The 19,386-nt window shown below is 73.5% G+C and carries 21 protein-coding genes; 14 read left to right on the top strand and 7 right to left on the bottom strand.

What is annotated here, in order from left to right; all coding sequences use genetic code 11:
* Positions 1-55: 55 nt before the first annotated feature.
* Together ACYVKF_RS17655 and ACYVKF_RS17650 are read left to right on the top strand one after the other, a co-directional pair.
* Entirely contained in the window at positions 56-373 is a 318-nt protein-coding gene (locus ACYVKF_RS17655; RefSeq protein ID WP_460968137.1) for an ArsR/SmtB family transcription factor, read from the top strand.
* A complete protein-coding gene (locus ACYVKF_RS17650; RefSeq protein WP_460968135.1) occupies positions 370-903 on the top strand; it encodes an SRPBCC domain-containing protein in 534 nt (177 codons plus the stop codon). Before ACYVKF_RS17655 ends, ACYVKF_RS17650 begins: the two co-directional genes overlap by 4 nt.
* A gap of 15 nt (positions 904-918) precedes the next feature.
* Here ACYVKF_RS17650 and ACYVKF_RS17645 read toward each other — a convergent pair whose 3' ends face one another.
* The 5 genes from ACYVKF_RS17645 to ACYVKF_RS17625 form a co-directional block, all read right to left on the bottom strand.
* Complete coding sequence (locus ACYVKF_RS17645) at positions 919-1,503, bottom strand: GNAT family N-acetyltransferase (RefSeq protein WP_460968133.1); 585 nt, start codon at positions 1,501-1,503, stop codon at positions 919-921.
* A 113-nt stretch (positions 1,504-1,616) separates the two neighbouring features.
* Positions 1,617-2,366, bottom strand: coding sequence for a DUF4386 domain-containing protein (locus ACYVKF_RS17640; protein ID WP_056917099.1), 750 nt, complete (start codon positions 2,364-2,366; stop codon positions 1,617-1,619).
* Positions 2,363-2,647, bottom strand: a complete 285-nt coding sequence (locus ACYVKF_RS17635) for a hypothetical protein (protein ID WP_460968131.1) — start codon at positions 2,645-2,647, stop codon at positions 2,363-2,365. The genes ACYVKF_RS17640 and ACYVKF_RS17635 overlap by 4 nt, the downstream gene beginning before the upstream one ends.
* A 117-nt stretch (positions 2,648-2,764) precedes the next feature.
* Positions 2,765-5,530 carry a LuxR C-terminal-related transcriptional regulator gene (locus ACYVKF_RS17630; protein ID WP_460968129.1) on the bottom strand — a complete coding sequence of 922 codons (2,766 nt, stop codon included), beginning with the start codon at positions 5,528-5,530 and terminating at the stop codon, positions 2,765-2,767.
* A gap of 60 nt (positions 5,531-5,590) precedes the next feature.
* The gene (locus ACYVKF_RS17625; protein ID WP_460968127.1) at positions 5,591-5,944 is read right to left on the bottom strand and encodes a VOC family protein; all 354 of its coding nucleotides are present in this window, start codon (positions 5,942-5,944) and stop codon (positions 5,591-5,593) included.
* A gap of 38 nt (positions 5,945-5,982) precedes the next feature.
* Here ACYVKF_RS17625 and ACYVKF_RS17620 point away from each other — a divergent pair, with 38 nt between their 5' ends.
* The 6 genes from ACYVKF_RS17620 (at position 5,983) to ACYVKF_RS17595 (ending at position 10,888) form a co-directional block, all read left to right on the top strand.
* Positions 5,983-6,987 carry a zinc-dependent alcohol dehydrogenase gene (locus ACYVKF_RS17620; protein ID WP_460968125.1) on the top strand — a complete coding sequence of 335 codons (1,005 nt, stop codon included), beginning with the start codon at positions 5,983-5,985 and terminating at the stop codon, positions 6,985-6,987.
* Positions 6,975-7,373 (top strand): 6-pyruvoyl trahydropterin synthase family protein, encoded by a 399-nt coding sequence (locus ACYVKF_RS17615; protein WP_056914587.1) that lies wholly within the window; start codon positions 6,975-6,977, stop codon positions 7,371-7,373. The genes ACYVKF_RS17620 and ACYVKF_RS17615 overlap by 13 nt, the downstream gene beginning before the upstream one ends.
* The gene (locus tag ACYVKF_RS17610) at positions 7,370-8,452 is read left to right on the top strand and encodes a glycosyltransferase family 4 protein (protein ID WP_460968123.1); all 1,083 of its coding nucleotides are present in this window, start codon (positions 7,370-7,372) and stop codon (positions 8,450-8,452) included. The genes ACYVKF_RS17615 and ACYVKF_RS17610 overlap by 4 nt, the downstream gene beginning before the upstream one ends.
* A gap of 126 nt (positions 8,453-8,578) precedes the next feature.
* The gene (locus ACYVKF_RS17605) at positions 8,579-9,499 is read left to right on the top strand and encodes a lysylphosphatidylglycerol synthase transmembrane domain-containing protein (protein ID WP_460968121.1); all 921 of its coding nucleotides are present in this window, start codon (positions 8,579-8,581) and stop codon (positions 9,497-9,499) included.
* The gene (locus ACYVKF_RS17600) at positions 9,492-10,184 is read left to right on the top strand and encodes a RibD family protein (RefSeq protein ID WP_082580522.1); all 693 of its coding nucleotides are present in this window, start codon (positions 9,492-9,494) and stop codon (positions 10,182-10,184) included. Before ACYVKF_RS17605 ends, ACYVKF_RS17600 begins: the two co-directional genes overlap by 8 nt.
* Positions 10,181-10,888: a GTP cyclohydrolase II gene (locus ACYVKF_RS17595; RefSeq protein WP_369796218.1), complete on the top strand. Its 708-nt coding sequence runs from the start codon at positions 10,181-10,183 to the stop codon at positions 10,886-10,888. The genes ACYVKF_RS17600 and ACYVKF_RS17595 overlap by 4 nt, the downstream gene beginning before the upstream one ends.
* Here the strand turns inward: ACYVKF_RS17595 and ACYVKF_RS17590 are convergent.
* Complete coding sequence (locus ACYVKF_RS17590) at positions 10,848-11,723, bottom strand: class I SAM-dependent methyltransferase (protein ID WP_460968118.1); 876 nt, start codon at positions 11,721-11,723, stop codon at positions 10,848-10,850. The genes ACYVKF_RS17595 and ACYVKF_RS17590 overlap by 41 nt on opposite strands.
* A 65-nt stretch (positions 11,724-11,788) precedes the next feature.
* On the opposite strand from ACYVKF_RS17590, the gene ACYVKF_RS17585 reads away from it, so the two are divergent.
* The 5 genes from ACYVKF_RS17585 to ACYVKF_RS17565 all read left to right on the top strand — a co-directional run bounded on the left by ACYVKF_RS17585 (position 11,789) and on the right by ACYVKF_RS17565 (position 18,258).
* Positions 11,789-14,275 carry a CDP-alcohol phosphatidyltransferase family protein gene (locus ACYVKF_RS17585; RefSeq protein ID WP_460968116.1) on the top strand — a complete coding sequence of 829 codons (2,487 nt, stop codon included), beginning with the start codon at positions 11,789-11,791 and terminating at the stop codon, positions 14,273-14,275.
* Positions 14,272-15,036 carry a class I SAM-dependent DNA methyltransferase gene (locus ACYVKF_RS17580; protein ID WP_460968114.1) on the top strand — a complete coding sequence of 255 codons (765 nt, stop codon included), beginning with the start codon at positions 14,272-14,274 and terminating at the stop codon, positions 15,034-15,036. The genes ACYVKF_RS17585 and ACYVKF_RS17580 overlap by 4 nt, the downstream gene beginning before the upstream one ends.
* Before the next feature lie 115 nt (positions 15,037-15,151).
* Positions 15,152-16,102: an SMP-30/gluconolactonase/LRE family protein gene (locus ACYVKF_RS17575; protein ID WP_460968112.1), complete on the top strand. Its 951-nt coding sequence runs from the start codon at positions 15,152-15,154 to the stop codon at positions 16,100-16,102.
* Between the two features lie 166 nt (positions 16,103-16,268).
* Positions 16,269-17,366, top strand: a complete 1,098-nt coding sequence (locus ACYVKF_RS17570) for a fatty acid desaturase family protein (protein ID WP_460968110.1) — start codon at positions 16,269-16,271, stop codon at positions 17,364-17,366.
* Positions 17,367-17,451: 85 nt separating this feature from the next.
* Positions 17,452-18,258: a hypothetical protein gene (locus tag ACYVKF_RS17565; RefSeq protein WP_056919102.1), complete on the top strand. Its 807-nt coding sequence runs from the start codon at positions 17,452-17,454 to the stop codon at positions 18,256-18,258.
* Here ACYVKF_RS17565 and ACYVKF_RS17560 read toward each other — a convergent pair.
* The gene (locus tag ACYVKF_RS17560) at positions 18,231-18,731 is read right to left on the bottom strand and encodes a pyridoxamine 5'-phosphate oxidase family protein (protein ID WP_460968107.1); all 501 of its coding nucleotides are present in this window, start codon (positions 18,729-18,731) and stop codon (positions 18,231-18,233) included. The two genes, ACYVKF_RS17565 and ACYVKF_RS17560, sit on opposite strands and share 28 nt — an antisense overlap.
* Positions 18,732-18,888: 157 nt before the next feature.
* On the opposite strand from ACYVKF_RS17560, the gene ACYVKF_RS17555 reads away from it, so the two are divergent.
* Complete coding sequence (locus ACYVKF_RS17555) at positions 18,889-19,365, top strand: iron chaperone (protein WP_460968105.1); 477 nt, start codon at positions 18,889-18,891, stop codon at positions 19,363-19,365.
* The last annotated feature ends 21 nt before the right edge of the window (positions 19,366-19,386 follow it).

Here is a 19,386-nt window from a genome sequence, read left to right as displayed (position 1 = left end):
GGGTTCCTCGATGAGTACCCTTGCGGGTACGTAACCGACCGGGTACTCTCGCTTCATGGATGCAGTGCTGCAGGCGTTGGCGGACCCGAGCAGGCGCACGGTGATGGGGATCCTTCGGGACCACCCGGCCACCGCGGGCGAGCTCGCCGACGCCCTGCCCATCGCGAGGCCCGGGGTGTCACGGCACCTGCGGGTGATGCGGGAGGCCGGGCTGGTCGAGGTCCGCCAGGACGCGCAGCGCCGGATCTACAGCCTGAGGCCCGAGGCGCTCGTCGAGGTCGACGAGTGGCTGGAGGACTACCGCGCCCTGTGGCAGAACCGCCTCGGTGCGCTGCACACGGAGATCGCTCGAGGAAGGAAGGCACGCAGATGACCGTCAACGGGACGATGAGGGCCCTGGACCAGACCAGGGGAGCAGTACGCGTGGAGGACGTCTACGACACCGACATCCACGACCTGTGGGACGCGTGCACCGTCCCCGAGCGGCTGGCGCGCTGGATCGCCGAGGTGTCCGGCGACCTGCGGGAGGGCGGCACCGCGCAGGCGGTGTTCACGAGCTCGTGGGCGGGGCCGGTGCGGATCGAGGTCTGCGACGCACCGCACCACCTCCTGATCAGCTCCGAGCCGGGGTCGGACGAGGCGTCCACGATCGAGGCCTGGTTCACCGTCGAGGGTTCCGGCACCCGTCTCGTGGTGGAGGAGCGCGGGCTGCCGGTGGGCGCGCTGGCCTTCTACGGCGCCGGTTGGCAGGCCCACCTCGAGGACCTCGGACGGTCCCTGCGGGGCGACGGGCCCGTCCACGCCACGGGGTGGTCCGCCGAGCAGCCCGCCCCGGCCTGGCACGCACGGTGGTCCGAGCTCACTCCCCGTTACCAGGACGCCGGGGCACCGACGTCCCCCTGAACGGCCGCAGGTGGCTCAGACCGTGGTGCGCATGACCCAGCGCCACTTGGCGATCTGCCGGTCACGGACGAAGCCGAACTGCTCGAAGAGCTCCTCCGGGCCGGTGTGCAGGTAGGCGCCTCGCTGCGGAGGACGCTCGGCGGTCTGCTCGGGGTAGGCCTCGACCACACCGCCCCCGGCCGCCCGGATGGCCTCGAGGGCGCCGTCGACGGCAGCCCGGGCGACCCCCGCGCCACGGTGCTTCGCACCGGTGAAGATGCACCCGATGCGCCAGTCGGGCAGGACGTCCGCACCGCGCTCGTACCTCGCGCGGTTCTGGATGTTGGGGAGCTCGACCGGCGAGCCGTACTGGCACCAGCCCACGCAGGTCGCGTCGTCGTAGACGAGCACCTGGTGCACCGTGCGGCGTTCGACGTGCCCTAGCTTCGCCTGCCGGTTTCCCTCGCGCGTGTGGCCCGCGCCGACGCCCTCGGGATGGAACCCCATGCACCAGCACCCGCCCCATACGCCGTTGTTGGCCTCGACGAGCGCGCTGAAGTCCGGCCACGTCTCGATGGTCAGGGGTGCGGTGCGGTAGGCGGTCCGGCGCTCCTCGCTCACGAGGGAGATGGTGCCACGGGCCACCGACACGGGTCGTGCCCCGAGGACGGCGCCGCAGCTGCGGCGCCGCCCTCGGGGCGATGGGTCGGGCGTGGCCCGGGATGCGTGACCGGTCAGGCGTCGCTGCGGGCGGGCAGGGCGGCCACGGCCCTGCGGTCGAAGCCCTTGAAGGTCATCCAGCAGCCGAGGGCGAGCTCCCACGCCGCGATCGGGAGGGCCAGGACCGAGGCGACGGGGGAGACCTGGTCGAAGGCACCGAACAGCGTGGCGAGGACCGAGCCCAGGAGCAGCGGTGCACCGACCAGCCCCACGGTGGTGATCAGGCGGGGCACGAGCCGTGCGCGGTGCAGGACGGTGGCGAGGAGGATGGCGTTGAGGGCCGGCATGAGCCCGGGCCCGAGCAGGAAGGTCCAGTTCCGCACGGCCACGAGCGCCTGCCCGGTGGCCGTCAGGGCCGTCGTGTCACCGGCCAGGCCGGCCGCGTCCTGGCGCAGGGTGACCACGGCCAGGAGGCTCACCACCCCGATCATCACGACGGCGCCCTCCATCAGGCGGGAGGTGACGAAACCCAGTGCCATGGACTCGTTGCGCCGCTTCAGCACCGGGAACAGGGCGACCGCGGACCCGACGGCGGTCAGGGCGTTCACGACGTCGAGGACGCAGCCCCAGATGACGCGGGTGTCCTGTCCGCCGCCGGTGATGTAGTCGGCGTCGTGGAGGACGGGCCCGAGCAGGATGAGCGCGGGGATGGAGGACGCGAACGTGAGCAGGTAGAAGATGCCTGCCAGTCGGGTGTGGTTGCGCGTGGCGTCGATGGGCGCCCCTCCGGTCAGGACGGGCGGTGCTGCGGCGGTGGTGGTCATGTCAGGCTCCTGTGGGTGGGGGTCGTGCCGTGGTGTACCGGGTGGGTCCCGTGGTCGGGCTGCGTGACCGAGGCCAGGGGCAGCCCGAGGTCGCGGAGCTGCTGGAGCAGGCCGTGCAGGGCGGCCTGGTCGGCGACGGGACCGCTGAGCTGGCTGAAGCCGTCACGGGTGGTCAGGGCCATGCCCTCGAACCGGGTCGCCCACCGCGGCTCGAGACGGCCGCGGAGGCGGATCTCGTACCACCCGGACTCGTCCGGGCGGCTGGTCGGTGCGGTGTCCATGCCCGAAACCTAGGAGCGCCGGTGGCGGCCTGGCCTCACCACATCTGGTGAACCGTGTGGTGGTCCTGCCTGGTGGTCGCAGGGGGTGGTCCCGGGCGGCGCGCCCTGGTGGGGCCGTCAGCGTCGGTCGGGGAGCAGGCCGAGCTCTCGGCCGCGCGTCACGGCGGTGAGCCGGCTGTTGACGCCGAGCTTGGCGTAGATGCTCTTGGTGTGGGTGCGGACGGTGTTGAGCGACACCACGAGCTCGCGCGCGATGGCAGGCCCGTCGCGGTCGCTCGCCAGCAGCCGGAGCACGTCGAGCTCTCGCCCGCTCAGGGGGTCGACCAGCCCTTGCTGCACTGCCGGGGCGGGAGGTGTTGGCACAGAACGGAATCCGTCGAGGACTCGACGGGGATGGCCCCACGTCGGGTTCGCGCGGACCAACGCCTCCATCAGGCTGCGCATCGGCGACCCCTCGTCGACGAAGACGCGGACGTGGCCCTCCACCTCCGCCAGGCGCACGGCCTGTTCGAGGACGCGTATGGCGCCGGGCTCGTCCCGACGGCCGTGCCGGGCCCGGTGGGCGAGGGACTGGAGGACCAGGGTCTCGATCACCGTCCCGGTCCGCCCACCGCCCTGGGCCGCCTCGTGGAGCCGGCCGAGGAGGTCCTCGGCCGCTCCGAGGATGCGGGTCGAACCTTCGAGTGCGTTCTGGCGCAACAGGATCCGCGCGAGAGTGAGGTGTTCGTACTGCCGCACGTAGTGGAGCTCGTCGTCCGCGCCGAGGTGCTGCTCGCGCACCCAGTCGAGGGCGTCGGCGAGACGGTCCACGGCGAGGAGCGCCCTGGCCCGTTGCGCCGGGACGGGCCGGACGTTCGGTGAGAAGTCCCCGACGTAGACGCGGTCCGCCTCCTCGAGCAGGCGGACCGCCCCCGCCGGGTCTGCCGTCGCCCGGAGCAGGCCGGCCCGGGCGACGCGCAGGCGGTAGGGATGCTGGGGCAGCCCGTTGGGCTCGCCGAGCTCGTCCGCGCGACGGAGGTGCTCCGCGGCGGCCGACAGCTCACCGCGCTCGAGGGCGACCATGGCCAGGCCCACCATCATGTCCGCGCTGCCACGCAGGGCGCCGCCCTCCGAGTGCTGCTCCGCCAGGCGCAGGGCCCCCTCGTAGGTGTCCACCGCATCCCCGAGACGTCCCTGGGTGATGCGCAGGTCGGCCAGGGTGATCGAGCAGCCCAGCACGTCGGAGTGGTTGCCGGCCCGGCGCAGACCCGCGACCGCGGCGGAGTAGCCGCGGTGGGCGGTGTCGAGGTCCCCCGTGGCCCAGGAGGCCAGACCGGACAGGGCTGACCCGGCAGCCACGGTGAGGTCGTCACCGGGCGCTGCCCGCGCCACCGCGAGGTCGGCGTGGGCGGTGGCGCCGGCCAGGTCGCCGCGGACCAGGGCGAGCGCCGCCCGGTAGGTCTCCATCGCCCCCGGCAGGCGTGGGAGCTCTGAGGCGACCAGCACGCGCGTGTCCGGTGGGGGGTCGTCGAGGACCGACTGGAGGTCGCCCAGGCGCTCCTCGACATCGGCGAATTCGCCGCTGGACATGAGGGCCCCGATGAGCCCGAGCGCCAGGACCGGGCGCCGGTGCGCGACCGCCGCGGGGATGTCGGCGATCCAGCGTCGGACGGTGCTCTCCCGGCGGTCGCGCAGCATGCCGATCACGCACCCCTCGACGACGTCGGCCGCGAGCTCGACATCGTGGCCGGCCACGGCGTGACGCACCGCCGCCTCGGGCTCGCCGTGGGCGGCATACCAGCGGGCTGCGCGCCCGTGGAGCTCGACGGCGCGCCCCGGCGCCTCGTCGTCGAGGTGGGAGCGCAGCACCTCGGCGAAGAGGTGGTGGTAGCGGTACCACTGCCGGGTGTCGTCGAGGGGGACGACGAAGAGGTTCAACCGCTCGAGCTGCTGCAGCACGGAACGGCCGTCGTCGCCCCCGGTGACGGCATCGCAGAGCGGACCGCTGAGGCGGTCGAGGACCGAGGTGTCGAGCAGGAACCGGCGCACCTCCTCGGGTTGGCGGGCCACCACCTCCTCCACGAGGTAGTCGACGACGTACCGGTCGTCGCCGGCGAAACCCGCGATGAAGGCGGTGGGATCAGGACGGTCCTGCAGCGACAGGGCCGCCAGCTGCAGGGCCGCGATCCACCCCTCGGTCCGGCCCTCGAGGGCCGCGATGTCGCTGGCCCGCAGACCCAGGCCCACGACGCCGTTGAGGTAGGCGGTGACCTCGTCGCCGGTGAAGCGCAGGTCTGCGGCCCGGACCTCGAGCAGCTCGCCGCGGGCCCGCAACCGGGCCAGCGGGAGGTCGGGGTCGGCACGCGTGCCGATCACCAGCCGCACCTGCGGGGGCAGGTGCTGGAGCAGGAACTCGACATCGGCCGCGACCTGCGGGCCGTCGACCTGGTGGTAGTCGTCGAGGACGAGGTCGATCCCGTCGGGGTGGGCCGCGAGCTCGTTGAGCAGCAGGGTGATCGCGGCACGGACCGAGGTACGTCCGTCGTCGAGCAGGGTCGCCGCCCCCGCACCGACCCCCGGGGCGGCCTGCTCGAGGGCTGCGACGACGTAGGCCCAGAACGTGTCGGGGTGGCGTTCGGAGGACTCCAACGACACCCACGCGACGGCGCGCCCGGCGGCCGCTGCCGTGGCCGCCCAAGTCGCGAGGAGCGTGGACTTGCCGAAGCCGGGTGGCGCCGACACCAGCACCAGCCGCGGGCCTACGGAGCCGTGGAGACCCACGGAGCGTCGGTCGGGGTGGCCGGCGGAGGGGGCCGACAGCCGGGAGGACAGCCGTGGCCGGGGGACCAGGTCGTCGCGCGCGGGAGGGACGTGCAGCTTGGTGCGGACGAGGGGAGTCGGCAACGGGTCACCTCACTCTTCTCGCGGCGACGATCCCGACCCTAGGGCACGGGTGGCCCGGGATCAGGCGGGCTGCCAGAGCTCCACCCGGTTGCCCTCGGGATCGGTGACCCAGCCGAACCGGCCGACCCCGTCCATGTCCTGCGTCTCGGGGGAGACCGCGGCGCCGTGGGCCCGCAGCTGCGCCAGCATGGCGTCCAGGTCACTCACCCGGAAGTTGAGCATCACCTGCTGGCTGGGGGAGCCGAAGTAGTCCGTGTCGGAAGGGAACGCCGCGACGACGGTGGGCCCGGCCTGCGGCTGCCACGAACCGTGCTCGTCGAGGTCGAGGCCGAGGCACTCGCGGTACCAGGCCACCAGGGCTTCCGGGTCGGTCGCCCGCACGAACCATCCGCCGATGCCGAGGACACGTTCCATGGGGTCATCCTGCCAGCCCGGCCGCTACAGTCGCTGGCGTGCACCGAGCTGCGCGCGCCTTCTGGACGGTGGGCCCCTCGACGGGCGAGATCCGGCCCGTCGGGCTGGCGTCGGTGGGGCCCGACGACGTGCTCGTCCGGGCCACCCACTCGGGGGTGAGCCGGGGGACCGAACGCCTCGTCTTCGAGGGTCGGGTGCCGCCCGGGGAGTATGCCGCGATGCGGGCACCGTTCCAGGAGGGCGACTTCCCGTGGCCGGTGAAGTACGGGTACCTCAGTGTCGGCGTCGTCGAGGAGGGGCCACGAGAACTGGTGGGGCGCAGCGTGTTCGCGCTCCACCCGCACCAGACCGCGTACGTCGTCCCGGTGGCTTGGGTGTCGGTGGTGCCCGATGACGTCCCACCCGAGCGGGCCGTGCTGACGGGCACGGTCGAGACGGCCGTGAACGCCCTGTGGGACGCGGCACCGCGCATCGGCGACCGGGTCGCGGTGGTGGGCGCGGGCATGGTGGGGTGCTGCGTCGCGCGGCTGCTCGCAGGGGTCCCGGGGAGCCGCGTCACGCTCGTCGACGTCGACCCCACCCGGGAGGCGGTGGCGTCGGCCCTGGGGGTCGGCTTCGCCCTCGCCGCCCGGGCCCGCGACCTCGCCGGCGGTTGCGACCTCACCGTGCACACCAGCGCGACGTCGGCCGGGCTCCAGCTGGCCGTCGACCTGCTGGGCGCCGAGGGTCAGGTGCTGGAGCTCAGCTGGTACGGCGACCAGGAGGTCACCGTGTCGCTGGGCGGTTCGTTCCACTCGGGGCGGCTGTCCATCCGTGCCAGCCAGGTCGGCGCGGTGGCCGCGGCCCGACGCCCGAGGCGTTCGCCCGCCGACCGGCGCGCCCTCGCGCTGGAGCTGCTGCGGGACCCGGCCCTCGACGTGCTGCTCACGGGCCGTTCGGACTTCGACGCGCTGCCCGAGGTCATGGGCCGGCTGGCCGACGGCAGCCTCCCCGCGATCTGCCACACGATCACCTACGACGCGGAGGCGCCATGTTCACCGTGACCGTCCGGGACCACATGATGGTCGCGCACAGCCTGCGGGGTGAGGTCTTCGGGCCGGCCCAACGCCTGCACGGAGCCACCTACGTGGTCGACGCGAGCTTTCGCAGCGCGTCCCTCGACGAGGACTCCGTCGTCGTCGACATCGGGCGGGCAACCGAGCAGCTGCACGAGGTGCTCGGGGAGCTCGGCTACCGGAACCTCGACGAGGTGCCCGCCCTGGCGGGGCTCAACACCACGACCGAGGCACTGGCCCGGGTGGTCGCGGACGCCCTCGCCGTCCGCATCCGTGCCGGCGGGCTCGGGGAGGGGGCACGTCGGCTGGCGGGGATCACCGTGACGTTGCGGGAGTCCCACCTCGCCTGGGCCAGCTACGAGCTCGACCTGTGAGGACCGTCCACGTCGTGCTGCCCGACATGGTCGACGACCCGCTGCACCCCAGCGGGGGCAACACCTATGACACCAAGGTCTGTGCGGCCCTGGCCGAGCTCGGCTGGGGCGTTCACCGGCACCTGCTGCCCGGAGCCTGGCCGGACGCGGACCCGGCGGCCCGTGCCGGGCTGGCGGCAGTCCTTGCCGAGCTGCCGGACGGCGCGACGGTGCTGCTCGACGGCCTCGTCGCCTCGGGCACGGCGGAGCTCCTCGTGCCCGCGTCGTCGAGGCTGAGGGTCGTGGTGCTCGTGCACCTTCCGCTCGGTGCGGCTGACACCGTGAGCGGCGCGGTGCCCGTCCGGACCCGACGCGATGCCGAGGGGGCGGTCCTTCGCAGTGCCGCCGCCGTCGTCGCGACCAGCGACTGGAGCCGGGAGTGGTTGCTCGAGCACTACGCGATCTCCCCACAGCGTGTGCAGGTCGCCGAACCGGGGTCGGACCCCGCGCCCGTCGCGCCCGGGGCCCCCGGGGGGCGCGAGCTGCTGTCCGTCGCGGCGGTGGTGCCGGCCAAGGGGCACGAAGAGCTGGTGACGGCCCTGACGGGTGTCCGTGATCTTCCCTGGCGCATGACCTGCGCAGGCGCCGTCGACCTCGACCCGGGGCACGTGCGGCGGTTGGCCCGCCGGTGCGAGGAGAAGGGGATCGGCGACCGTGTCCGCTTCGTGGGCCCGCAGTCGGCCGGTCGGCTCCAGCACACGTATGCCGCGTCCGACCTGCTCGTCCACCCCTCCCGGCTGGAGACGTACGGGCTGGTGGTGACCGAGGCGCTGGCGAGGGCGCTGCCGGTGGTGGCGACCGCCGTGGGCGGGGTCGCGCAGGCACTGGGGACGGCTCCCGACGGCGAGGTGCCCGGACGCCTCGTGCCCGCAGGCGACGCCCGTGCCCTCACCGGTGCGCTCCGGGACTGGCTCGGCGACCCGGACCTGCGGGACCGGTGGCGCCGGGCGGCCCTCGGCCGCCGAGCCACGCTGCCGTCGTGGACGGCGACGGCCCGGACGGTCTCCGCCGTCCTGGAGCCCGCCGCCCTGTCGGCGTGAACCTCCGGGGCGGCTCCTCCGTGTACCCACTGAGCGCCCTCCGAGGGAAGGTGGTGTCCGCCAGTGGACAGGGATCATCGTCGTCCCGCCACGGCCCGAGCCGGACGCCTGAGTCGGTGGGGTTGGGTGCGCGCTGCCGTGGCGGTGGCCGTCCTCGCGACCGTGGGCTGGCGGGTCGGGACGGACGCGTTCCTTGCCGGGCTGTCCCGGGTGGACGCACGGTCCCTCGCCGTGGGCTGCGGCGTCGCCCTCGTCACCACCGTCTGCTGCGCGTGGCGGTGGACCCTCGTGGCCCGGAGCCTCGGGGTGCCGGTGCCGCTCACTGCGGCGGTGGCCGCCTACTACCGGTCGCAGTTCCTCAACGTCGCGACGCCCGGCGGCGTGGTCGGGGACGTCGATCGCGCCCTGCGCCGTGGGAGCGCCGTGGGGGACACGGGCCGGGTCGTGCGGTCGGTCGTCTGGGACCGGGTGGCCGGCCAGGTCGTCCTCGTCGCGGTGGCGATCGCGGGGTTGACCGTCCTGCCCTCGCCGGTGAGGGATCAGGTGCGCCTGGTCGCGATCGCCGTGCTGGCAACGGGTTTCGTCGTCACCCTGGTCACCCTGGCTGCACGTCGTGGGGGATCTTCGAGACCCACCGGCGACAGGAGCCGCCGGTGGTCGGCGATCCCGGGGTCGGGTGACCTCCGTGCGGTGCTCCTCACCCGGCACACCTCGTCGCGCGTGCTGCTCGCATCGGTGGTGGCCCTGGCGGGGCACGTGCTGACGTTCCTGGTCGCGGCACGGACGGCGGGGGCGAGCGCGGCCACCGCGGCTGTCCTCCCGCTCGCGCTCGTGGTCCTGCTGGCCATGGGACTGCCGAACGTGGCGGGCTGGGGACCCCGCGAGGGCGTCGCGGCGTGGAGCTTCGGCGCAGCGGGGATGGGCGCACAGCAGGGTGTCACGACGGCCGTCGTCTACGGCGTGATCGTCTTCGTCGGGGCCCTCCCGGGTGCGGTCGTCCTGCTGGTGTCGGCGGCCGGACGGGTACGGGGAGGGCGCCGTGGCTGACCGCCCGTACACGTTGCTGAGCTGCTGCATGTCGCTGGACGGGTACCTCGGCAGCGCCTCGCGCGGGCGGCTGCAGCTGTCGAACCTCGCGGACTTCGACCGGGTGGACGGTGAGCGCGCCGACTCCGACGCCATCCTCGTCGGTGCAGGGACGATCCGCTGCGACGACCCGCGGCTGCTGGTGCGGTCGCAGCAGCGACAGGCCGAGCGGGTGGCCCGCGGGTGGTCGCCCTCCCCGGTCAAGGTGACCGTGACCAGACACGGGTGCCTCGACCCCGCTGCGGAGTTCTTCGCCAGCGGTGACGGCGAGAAGCTGGTGTTCTGTGCGGGGCCGGCCCTCGCCACGACGCGGGAACGACTCGCAGGCGTGGCCACGGTGATCGACGCGGGCGAGCCGGTGGAGCTCCGGTGGGTGGCCGAGCAGCTGCACGCGCGAGGGGTGCGCCGACTCATGGTGGAGGGCGGGGGCACCGTCCACACGCAGATGCTCACGCAGGGTCTCGGCGACGAGCTGCAGCTCGTGGTGGCGCCCTTCTTCGTGGGGGAGTCGGCCGCGCCGCGCTTCGTCGGCGACGGGGCGTTCCCGTGGAGCGTCGCCCGCCGGGCGACCCTGGCCGAGGTGCGTCAGATCGACGACGTGGCCCTGCTGAGGTACGCGTTGTCCCCCCGGTACGGCGAGGGGTGAGGGTCGAGATGCTGGTGCCGCTGCCGTCGCCCCCACCCCCTGCGTCGATCCGGACCCAGGTCGAGGTCCCGTTGGCGCTCCCGGACGGCTCCACGACGACGGCGAGGGTGGTCACCTTCAACGGACTCGTCGACGGGCTCGAGCACCTCGCGTTCGGGCTCGGGAGGTACGCGGAACGCCATACGGCAGTGGGGAGCTCGCCCGCCACGCCGGTCCGGCTGCACAGTGAGTGCCTCACCGGGGACGTCTTCGGCAGCCAGCGCTGCGACTGCGGTGCGCAGCTGCGTGAGTCCATCGGGCAGCTGGCGACCGAGGGGGGCTTCCTGCTCTACCTCCGGCAGGAGGGACGCGGCATCGGCCTCTACGCCAAGCTGGACACCTACGTGCTGCAGGACGTGGGGCTCGACACCTACGAGGCCAACGTCGCGCTCGGGTACGCCGTGGACCAGCGCAACTACACGGTGGCTGCGCAGATGCTCCTGGCCCTCGGGCAGCCGCGGGTCGCGATGCTGACGAACAACCCGGACAAGGTCGCCCAGCTGCGGCGCCTCGGCATCGACGTCGTCACCCAGGTCCCCACGGGGCTGCACGTGAGCGACGCCAACGTGCGCTACCTCGCCGCGAAGGCGCGCCACGGTGACCACACCCTGGACCTCGCGCAGCTCACCGGGGCAGGGCGAGCACGTCCTCGTGCTGCACCGTGACCGCGAGTCGGCCCGCAGAGGCCTCGGCGAGGCGACGCTCCGCGTAGGTGCCCGCCCGTGCGACCAGGGACGGGTCCTGCTCCAGTGCGGCACCGAGCCAGCCGGTGAACCACTCGCGCACGAGCTCGCGGTCCTGCGCTTCGAGCAGCCACGGACTGGGCCGCCGCAGCACGTCGAACCCCAGGCGACCAAACGCGTCGACCGCGGCGCGGGCGCCGTCGGGACCGAGCAGCCGGTGGCCGCCCACCGACCGGCGCTGGTGGGCGTTGAACGCCGCCGCCACCTGCCGGTCGAAGGGATCAGCGGGCTCGAGGGAGACCCTCCCGACGACGCTCAGGGTGACCAGGACCGGGCAGCGCGCTGCCGCGCACGAGCGGACGAAGCGGTCGAGCTCGGCACCGGTCAGCATGTCCAGCAGGGCCGAGGCCGTGACCAGGTCGCTCCCCGAGAGCCCGTCGGGGCCGAGTCGGGTGATGTCCCGCTGGTGGCTCTCGAGGGTCACGGCAGCTCCGCCGGCCGCCCGCTCCGGCACCCTCGTCGCGGCCACGGCGAGCAGGTCGGCGTCGCGGTCGAGCAGCACCCAGTGCTGCGGTCCGGGGAGCAGCGGGGCAAGCCACCGGGACATCGACCCCGTCCCGCACCCGAGGTCATGGACGACGAGCCGGCGCCCCGGTGCCCTCCGCTCGCGCCGACGACCTGCAGCCGGCAGGTCGGCGTCGGTGCCAGCCAGGGCGTCGACCAGTGCGTCGACCAGCTCGCTCGATCTCGCCGCGGCATCGGCAGGCTCGCGCAGCGCCAGCCAGGTCGGGGTCGCCCGACCGTGTCCGTCCTCCACCGCACCTCCTCGCGTCGCGGTCGGCGGACCCACCGCCGGTGGATTCCTGCTCGTGGATCCGGCCGGTGAACCGACCACCGACGACGACCGTAGTAATGCTGTACGCCCAGAACGGTTCCACGTCCAGATGGGGAGGCGCTGTGCTGACGGTGCGTCGCCTCACCGGGGCCGGGGTCGTCGGCGTGGCCGTGCTGCTGGCCGTGGTCGGGAACAACAGCGTCGGCCTGACCGCCACCGGGTGGGCCGTCGGCCTGCTGTGCGGCGTCACCGTCAACCTCGTCGTCGCCCAGGGCCTGCGGGCTGCCGGCGTCGACCCGGGTCCGGCCGACGCCGTGACCCTCGGTCGCGCGGTCATCACCTGTGCCGTGGCCGCCCTGACGGCCGATGCCCTGCTGCACGGGCGCACCACCGCGCTGCTGGTGCCGATCACCGTGGTGGCCCTGCTGCTCGACGCCCTCGACGGCTGGGTCGCCAGGCGCACCGGGACCACGTCGGCCTTCGGCGGCCGCTTCGACGGTGAGGTCGACGCGTTCCTCATCCTCGTGCTGAGCGTCTACGTGGCACCGGACCTCGGTCCGTGGGTCCTGCTCGCCGGCCTGGTGCGGTACCTGTTCGCGGTGGCCGGCTGGGGACTGCCCTGGCTCCGCGCGCAGCTGCCGTTCCGCTACTGGCGCAAGGTGGTGACGGCGTCCGTGGGGATCGTGCTGACCGTCGCGGCTGCCGATGCCGGTCCGCACTGGTTCGTGGTCACGGCCGTCATTGGCGGGCTGGTGCTGCTGGCCGAGTCGTTCGGCCGTGACGTCTGGTGGCTGTGGCGGCACCGCGTCACCGCCCCCGTGGGTGCCGTGCGGATGCGGGGCCTGTCCTGGCGTCGCGTCGGGGGCGTCGTCGTCGACACCGTCGCCGTCGCGCTGGTCTGGGTCGTCCTCGTGGCCCCGGTCGAGCCGGGCCGGCTGGCGCCGGTGGCGTTCCTGCGGCTCCCTGTCGAGGGCCTCGCCCTGGCGGCCCTCGTCGTGGTCCTCTCGGGGAGGTCCTCGAGGGTGGTGGCCCGGGTCGCTGGACTCGCGCTGGGCCTGCTGGGGGTGCTGGAGGTGGTCGAGCTGGCGTTCGTCGAGGTGCTGGACCGACCGGTCGACCTCGTGACGGACGCCGGTCACCTCGGGGCCGCGGTCGACTTCGTCCGTGCGTCCTACGGTCCGTGGGCGGCCACCGGCGCGCAGGCGGGCGCGGTGGTGCTCCTGCTCGCCCTCGTCGCGGGCGTCACCGCCTCGGTGGGTCGTCTCGCGCGGCAGCTTCGGCGCCGACGCAGGCGGTCCGCTCTCGCCGTCGTCGCCCTGACCGTCGCCTGGGCGCTCACGGCGGTGTCCGGGGCACAGGTCGGGAAGGACGAGCCGGTCGCGGCCAGGGCAGCCCTCGGTTTCGCGGTGGGGCAGGCGCGCGGCATCTCGACGTCGCTGCGCGAGCAGCGCGCCTTCGACGCGGCGGTGCGGCACGACGCATACGCGGACCGGCGGACCGGTGACCTCGCGGGCCTGGCCGGCAAGGACGTCCTCGTCGCCTTCGTCGAGAGCTACGGCCGGGTGGCCGTCGAGGGTGACGCGTCGGCCGGCGTCCGCACGATGCTCGACGCGGCCTCGGCCCGGCTGGGGGCCTCCGGGTATGCCGCGCGGAGTGCCTACCTCACGTCCCCCACCTTCGGGGGAGTCAGCTGGCTGGCCCACTCCACCTTCCTGTCGGGGGTGTGGGTCGACAACCAGACCAGCTACGACACGCTCCTCGCGGGGAACCACACCACCCTGCCCAGCGTGTTCGCGCGCTCGGGGTGGCGGACCGTGGGGTTGCTCCCCTCGAACCGGGGGACCTGGCCGCAGGGGCAGCGGTACTACGGGTTCGACACCATCTACGACAGCTCGGACCTCGGGTACGCCGGGCCCGCGTTCGGGTTCTCCTCGATGCCCGACCAGTACGCCCTCGACGCGTTCGGGCGGCGCGAGCTCGGCCCGGGCCGGACGTCCCCGGTCATGGCCGAGATCGACCTCGCGTCGAGCCACGGGCCGTGGGCGCCGCTGCCACGCATGGTGGGGTGGGACGACCTGGGGGACGGCACGGTCTTCGATGCCGTGCACGCCGGGGCCGAGTCCGCGTCCCACCTCTGGAGCCACCGCGAGCGGGTCCCGGCGGCCTACATGGGCTCGATCGAGTACTCCCTCACGGCCCTGCTCGGCTTCGTCGAGCGGTACGGCAGCGACTCCCTCGTGCTCGTCCTCCTCGGCGACCACCAGCCCGCCACGATCGTCAGCGGGTTCGGGGGCAACCACGACGTGCCCGTCACCGTCCTGGCTCGCGATCCCTCCGTCCTGGCCCGCATCTCCTCGTGGGGCTGGCAGGACGGCCTGCGCCCCGGTCCCCGGGCGCCGGTATGGCGCATGGACGCCTTCAGGGACCGGTTCCTGGGCGCGTTCGGCGACCGGTCGCCGAAGGTGGTCACGGCCGGGCAGACCGCTCCCGCGGCCGGCGTCGCGAGCGCCCCACCCACCCGGGCCATCAGGTGAGGACCATCGGCCGGGAGGTGGTCGAGGCCGGGCTGCTCGCCGCCCGCCTCCAGGCCTACGAGCCCGGCGAGTACGTCGGGCAGGAGAGCTTCATGCGGGCGACCGAGATCCGGGACCTCGCCACCAGGGCCGCCATCGGGGCGGGGACCTCGGTCCTGGACCTGTGCTGCGGTGTCGCGGGTCCCGGCCGGCTCATCGCCGAGGCGCTCGGCTGCACCTACCTCGGGGTCGACCGTTCCCCGGATGCGATCGCCGTGGCACGCAGGCGGGCCGGCCCCCGGTGCCGGTTCACCGTCGCCGACGTCCCCCCGGTGCCCGAGGGCGGGTTCGACGTGGTCCTGCTCCTGGAGACGATGCTCGCGTTCGCCGACAAGGCGCCCCTGCTGGGCGCGGTCGCCGGCGCCCTCGTCCCCGGTGGCCGGTTCGCCTGCACCGTCGAGACCGGGGCGCCCCTCACGGCGGCGGAACGGTCCCTCATGCCGGCGTCCGACACGGTCTGGCCGGTGCCGGAGGCCGAGCTGAGGTCCTCCCTGGTGGACGCCGGCCTGAGGGTGACGTGGGAGACCGACAGCACCCGTGCCCACCACACTGCCGCCCGAGCCCTGACCCGCGCGTTCTCGGAGCACGCGGGGGACATCCGAGCGCATCTCGGCGACGCCTTCCTCGACGACCTGCTGACGGCCCACCGGCTCTGGACCCACTGGCTCGAGCAGGGGCGCATCCGCAAGCTCACCCTCGTCGCGACCCGAGGGGGTGGGTGAACGCGGGGTCCGCGACCGTCGTCCTACCTCCTGCCACCCGGGAGCGGGGCCGGGACGGCCAGACCACCATGCAGGACCGCACCCGTCGCGGTGCGCGACCAGAGAGGCACCACCGATGACCGCACTGAGGAAGACGTCCCTGCTGGCTGCCGTGTTCGCGGCGGCCGCCACGCTGGCCCTCGCCGCTCCACCGGCGACGGCCGACCATGACGACCACGCCGACCACCGCCACCACGTGGACCGGGCGATCGTCCTACCCGGCGCCACGGGCACCGAGGGGGTCGCCAGCGGTGGCGGCTCGACCTTCTACGCCGGGGACCTGCTCACGGGCGACGTCTTCCGCGGAGACGTCGGCAAGGGCACCGCGGCCAAGTTCATCGATGCACCGGCCGGCCGTTTCGCCACCGGCATGAAGGTGGACCGCGACGACCACCTGCTGTTCGTCGCCGGAGGCCCGACGGGCCAGGGCTACGTCTACAGCACCTCCACGGGGATGCCGGTGGCGTCGTACACCTTCGCTGCAGCCCCCACCTTCATCAACGACGTCGCGCTCACGGAGAAGGGTGCGTGGTTCACCGACTCCGCGCGGGCGGTGCTGTACTTCGTCCCCGTCAGGCACGGCACGCCCGGCGCCTTCCGGACCCTCTCCCTGAGCGGGCCCGCCGCAGAGCTCGCCGGCGCGTTCAACAACAACGGCATCCAGGCCACGCAGGACGGTTGGCGACTGCTCGTCGCCCACAGCGCCCAGGGTGCCGTCAACGTCGTCGACCCCCGCACCGGGGCGAGCCGGGCCGTCGCGGGGTTGAGCGTCCCGAACGTCGACGGCATCCTCCTCGACGGGCGGACCCTGTGGTCGGTGCGCAACAACGACAACCTGGTCGTCGAGGCCCGGCTGGCCAAGGACCTGTCGTCGGCCACGGTGCGCAAGGTCATCACGAGTCCTCTCTTCGAGACACCCACCACGGTGGCCCGTGTCGGCGGCCGGCTCGTCCTGGCGAACGCCAAGTTCGACACCGGTTTCCCGCCCACGGCGACGCAGTTCGAGGTCGTCGTCGTGAAGCGGTAGACCTCGTCCGGTCAGCGCCTGAGCGTGACCGGTCCGCACCCCGGGGCACGGCCGCGACCCAGGTGGCCGCCCCCGGGGTTGCGGCGCGTCGCCGTGCGTGCTTCAGTCGGAGGACCAGCTCGAGAGTTGCCCTGGACCCGGCGGCACGACGCCGACACGAGGTCCCATGGAACAGCCACCAGCGGCAACCAGCGCACCGTCCGCGACCCAGCGCGTTGCCCCACGGCGACCGCGACCCCCCAGCGACTACGCCATCCTGTCCGAGCGGATCCGCGGGGCCGGCCTGCTGCAGCGCCGACGGTTGCCCTACCTCGTGCTGCTGGTGTCCCTGGGTGCGGCGCTGACCGGCACCGGCGCGCTCCTCGTCGTCCTGGGCGACTCGTGGTGGCAGCTGGGCACCGCGGCCGGGCTCGCGCTGGTCCTCGCCCAGTTCGGATTCCTCGGTCACGAGGCAGCCCACCAGCAGGTGCTGGGCACGAGGAAGGGCAACGAGTGGTTGGCGCGCTGCCTGTCCTGCGGCGTGGTCGGCCTCAGCTACGCGTGGTGGACCCACAAGCACAACCGGCACCACAGCGCCCCGAACCAGGTGGGTCGGGACCCGGACATCGCTCCGGGGGCGATCGCCTTCACCCGTGAGGCCGCCGCCGACCGCACGGGGTTCCCCGGCTGGTTCGCCGACCACCAGGGCTGGTGGTTCTTCCCCCTCCTGCTGCTCGAGGGACTCAACCTCCACCAGGCCGGTGTGCGCGTGCTGCTGCAGCGTCGTGAGCTCCCGTGGCGCCGGCTCGAGCTCGGGCTGGTCGCCGTGCGGTTGGCCGGGTACGTCGTGGTCCTGCTGCTCGTGCTCGACCCCGTCAAGGCGCTCGCGTTCCTCGCGGTCCAGCTGGGGTTGTTCGGGTTCCTGCTCGGTGCCGCCTTCGCGCCCAACCACAAGGGGATGCCGATCGTGCCACGGGACGCCCGGATCGACTTCCTGCGCCGCCAGGTGCTCATGTCGCGGAACATCCGCGGCGGGTGGCTCGTCACGTTCCTCATGGGCGGGCTCAACTACCAGGTGGAGCACCACCTGTTCCCGTCGATGCCGAGGGCCAACCTGCGCCGCGCCCGTCCCCTCGTCCAGCAGTTCTGTGCCGAACGCGGGGTCACGTACACCGAGACCACCCTGATGGCCTCGTACGCCATCGTCGTCAGGTACCTCGACTCCGTCGGCCCGGGAAACCGTGATCCCTTCAGCTGTCCACTCGTCGAGCAGTACCGCGGCTGAGCCGGCCGGGGCGAGCACCGCCCCCGGCGCCGGGGACGACTGCCGTCACGTCGGCGCCCCGTGGCCGCCGACGTAGGGTCCACCTGTGATCCTCGCCCTCCTCGCCGCCCTCGTCGGCACCCTCGGGTATGGCGCGGGGTCGGTCCTGCAGAGCGTGGGCGCCTCCCGGGCCAGTGGCGTCGCCGTGGCGCGCCAACCGACCTACGTCGCCGGTCTCGCCTTCGACGCGGTCGCGTGGATGGGCTCGCTCGTGGCCCTGCGCCAGCTGCCGCTGTTCGCGGTCCAGGCCCTGCTCGCGGGCTCGCTGGCCGTGACCGTCGTCCTCGCCCGCCTCGTCCTCGGCGTCCGGGTCCGCCGCCGGGAAGGCGTCGCGGCGGCCGTCATCACCGCCGCCCTCGTCGTCCTGGCCGCCGGTGCCGGACCGCTGTCGGCGGTGCGACCGCCACGGCCCTTCAGCCCGGTCATGCTCGTCTCCCTGGGGGTGTTGGCGGTGGCGACGGTGCTCGCCGGGCGCCGTGCCCGTTCGACGGAGCTGGCGGTCCTCGGCGGCGTCGCCTTCTCGGGTGCGGCCCTGTGCGCCCGCGCCGCCCACGGGTCCGGCGACTGGGCGAGCCTGCTGCACGAACCCCTGGCCTGGGCTGTGCTCGGCTACGGGGCCCTCGGCATGATCGGCTACACGGGAGCGCTGGAGCACGGCTCGGTCGGTCCGGCGACCGCGATCCTCTGGGTGGTCGAGGTCGCCCTACCGGCCGTCGTCGGCGTGTGGGTCCTCGGCGACGCGGTCCGTCCGGGCTGGGCAGCACCGGCGGTGCTCGCGCTGCTGCTGGCCTTGGGTGCCTGTGTCGTGCTGGCAGCCGCCCCCGGTCAGTCGGGCGGGGCGACCGTCCCGTAACCGACGAGCCAGCTGGGCTCGAGGCGGTACATCCGGATGTCGTCGCTCCACGTGGTCGGGTCCGAGCCGTAGTGGGCCGTCCAGTGCGCGATGGTCTCGTCCCAGGTCGGGTCGCCGGGGGAGAGCAGGACGGCTCGTCCGTGGCAGAAGACCCCGAGTCGCTCACCGTCGAGGTGGGCAGCGCTCACCGCGGGTCGAGCCTCGAGGTGACGGGCCTTGGCAGCCCGACCGTCGGTGCCGAACGTCCAGCACCCGTGCAGGAAGTGCCCGTCCACGGCACTCACCCGGGGTTCACCCCTGGCCGTGACGGTGGCCAGGCTCAGCACCTTCATCCCGTCCAGGGCGGCCACCACCTGCTCGGCGGTGAGACGGCGGTCGCCGGTGATGATCTCGCGCAGGTGGCTCGTGCCGGCCGCGTGGGACGCGTCCATCAGGACCTGCAGCTCGTCGACCTCGCGTGCCGTCTCCTTCACGGTGTCGACGGTACTCGCGGGCCCCGACACCCGGTCGGTGCTGACGTGCCGATCCGGTCAGGAATCGAGAAGCACGGGCGGGGATGAGCGGCCTAGCCTTCCATCGAGGGGCCCGGAAGGGCGCCATACCGGGATCACACCACGAGGGGACGATGACATGGCCACCAAGACCGCTGACACCAAGACCGCTGACACCAAGACCGCCGGCACCACGGACGGGTTCACCGCGCAGGAGCGTGCCGCGATGAAGGAACGGGCCGCGGAGCTGCGCGCCGAGGGGAAGAAGGGCGCGAAGCTGGCGGACGGGTTGCAGGACCTGCTCGACAAGATCGCGGCGATGGCGCCCGACGACCGTGCCCTCGCCGAACGCGTCCACGTCGCCGTGACGACGACCGCGCCCGACCTGCTGCCGAAGACCTGGTACGGCATGCCCGCCTACGCGAACGCGGACGGCAAGGTCGTCCTCTTCTTCCAGGACTCGGGCAAGTTCAACTACCGCTACTCGACCCTGGGCTTCCAGGACGCTGCGAACCTCGACGACGGTGACATGTGGGCGGCCTCGTTCGCCCTGCTGCGGTGGAGCCCCGCGGTCGAGAAGAAGGTCGTCGCGCTGGTGAAGGACGCCGTGTCCTGACGCCGGGCACGGTGGGCGCGG

The sequence above is a fragment of the Pedococcus soli genome (assembly GCF_054782575.1).
Note: the sequence above shows the minus strand (reverse complement) of the source record. Positions and strands in the feature narration are given on the sequence as shown.

Coding starts and splice junctions, on each gene's coding strand:
- ACYVKF_RS17655 (WP_460968137.1), top strand. CDS start 56: ATGGATGCAGTGCTGCAGGCGTTGGCGGACCCGAGCAGGCGCACGGTG.
- ACYVKF_RS17650 (WP_460968135.1), top strand. CDS start 370: ATGACCGTCAACGGGACGATGAGGGCCCTGGACCAGACCAGGGGAGCA.
- ACYVKF_RS17640 (WP_056917099.1), bottom strand. CDS start 2,366: ATGACCACCACCGCCGCAGCACCGCCCGTCCTGACCGGAGGGGCGCCC.
- ACYVKF_RS17635 (WP_460968131.1), bottom strand. CDS start 2,647: ATGGACACCGCACCGACCAGCCGCCCGGACGAGTCCGGGTGGTACGAG.
- ACYVKF_RS17625 (WP_460968127.1), bottom strand. CDS start 5,944: ATGGAACGTGTCCTCGGCATCGGCGGATGGTTCGTGCGGGCGACCGAC.
- ACYVKF_RS17615 (WP_056914587.1), top strand. CDS start 6,975: ATGTTCACCGTGACCGTCCGGGACCACATGATGGTCGCGCACAGCCTG.
- ACYVKF_RS17575 (WP_460968112.1), top strand. CDS start 15,152: ATGACCGCACTGAGGAAGACGTCCCTGCTGGCTGCCGTGTTCGCGGCG.
- ACYVKF_RS17570 (WP_460968110.1), top strand. CDS start 16,269: ATGGAACAGCCACCAGCGGCAACCAGCGCACCGTCCGCGACCCAGCGC.
- ACYVKF_RS17555 (WP_460968105.1), top strand. CDS start 18,889: ATGGCCACCAAGACCGCTGACACCAAGACCGCTGACACCAAGACCGCC.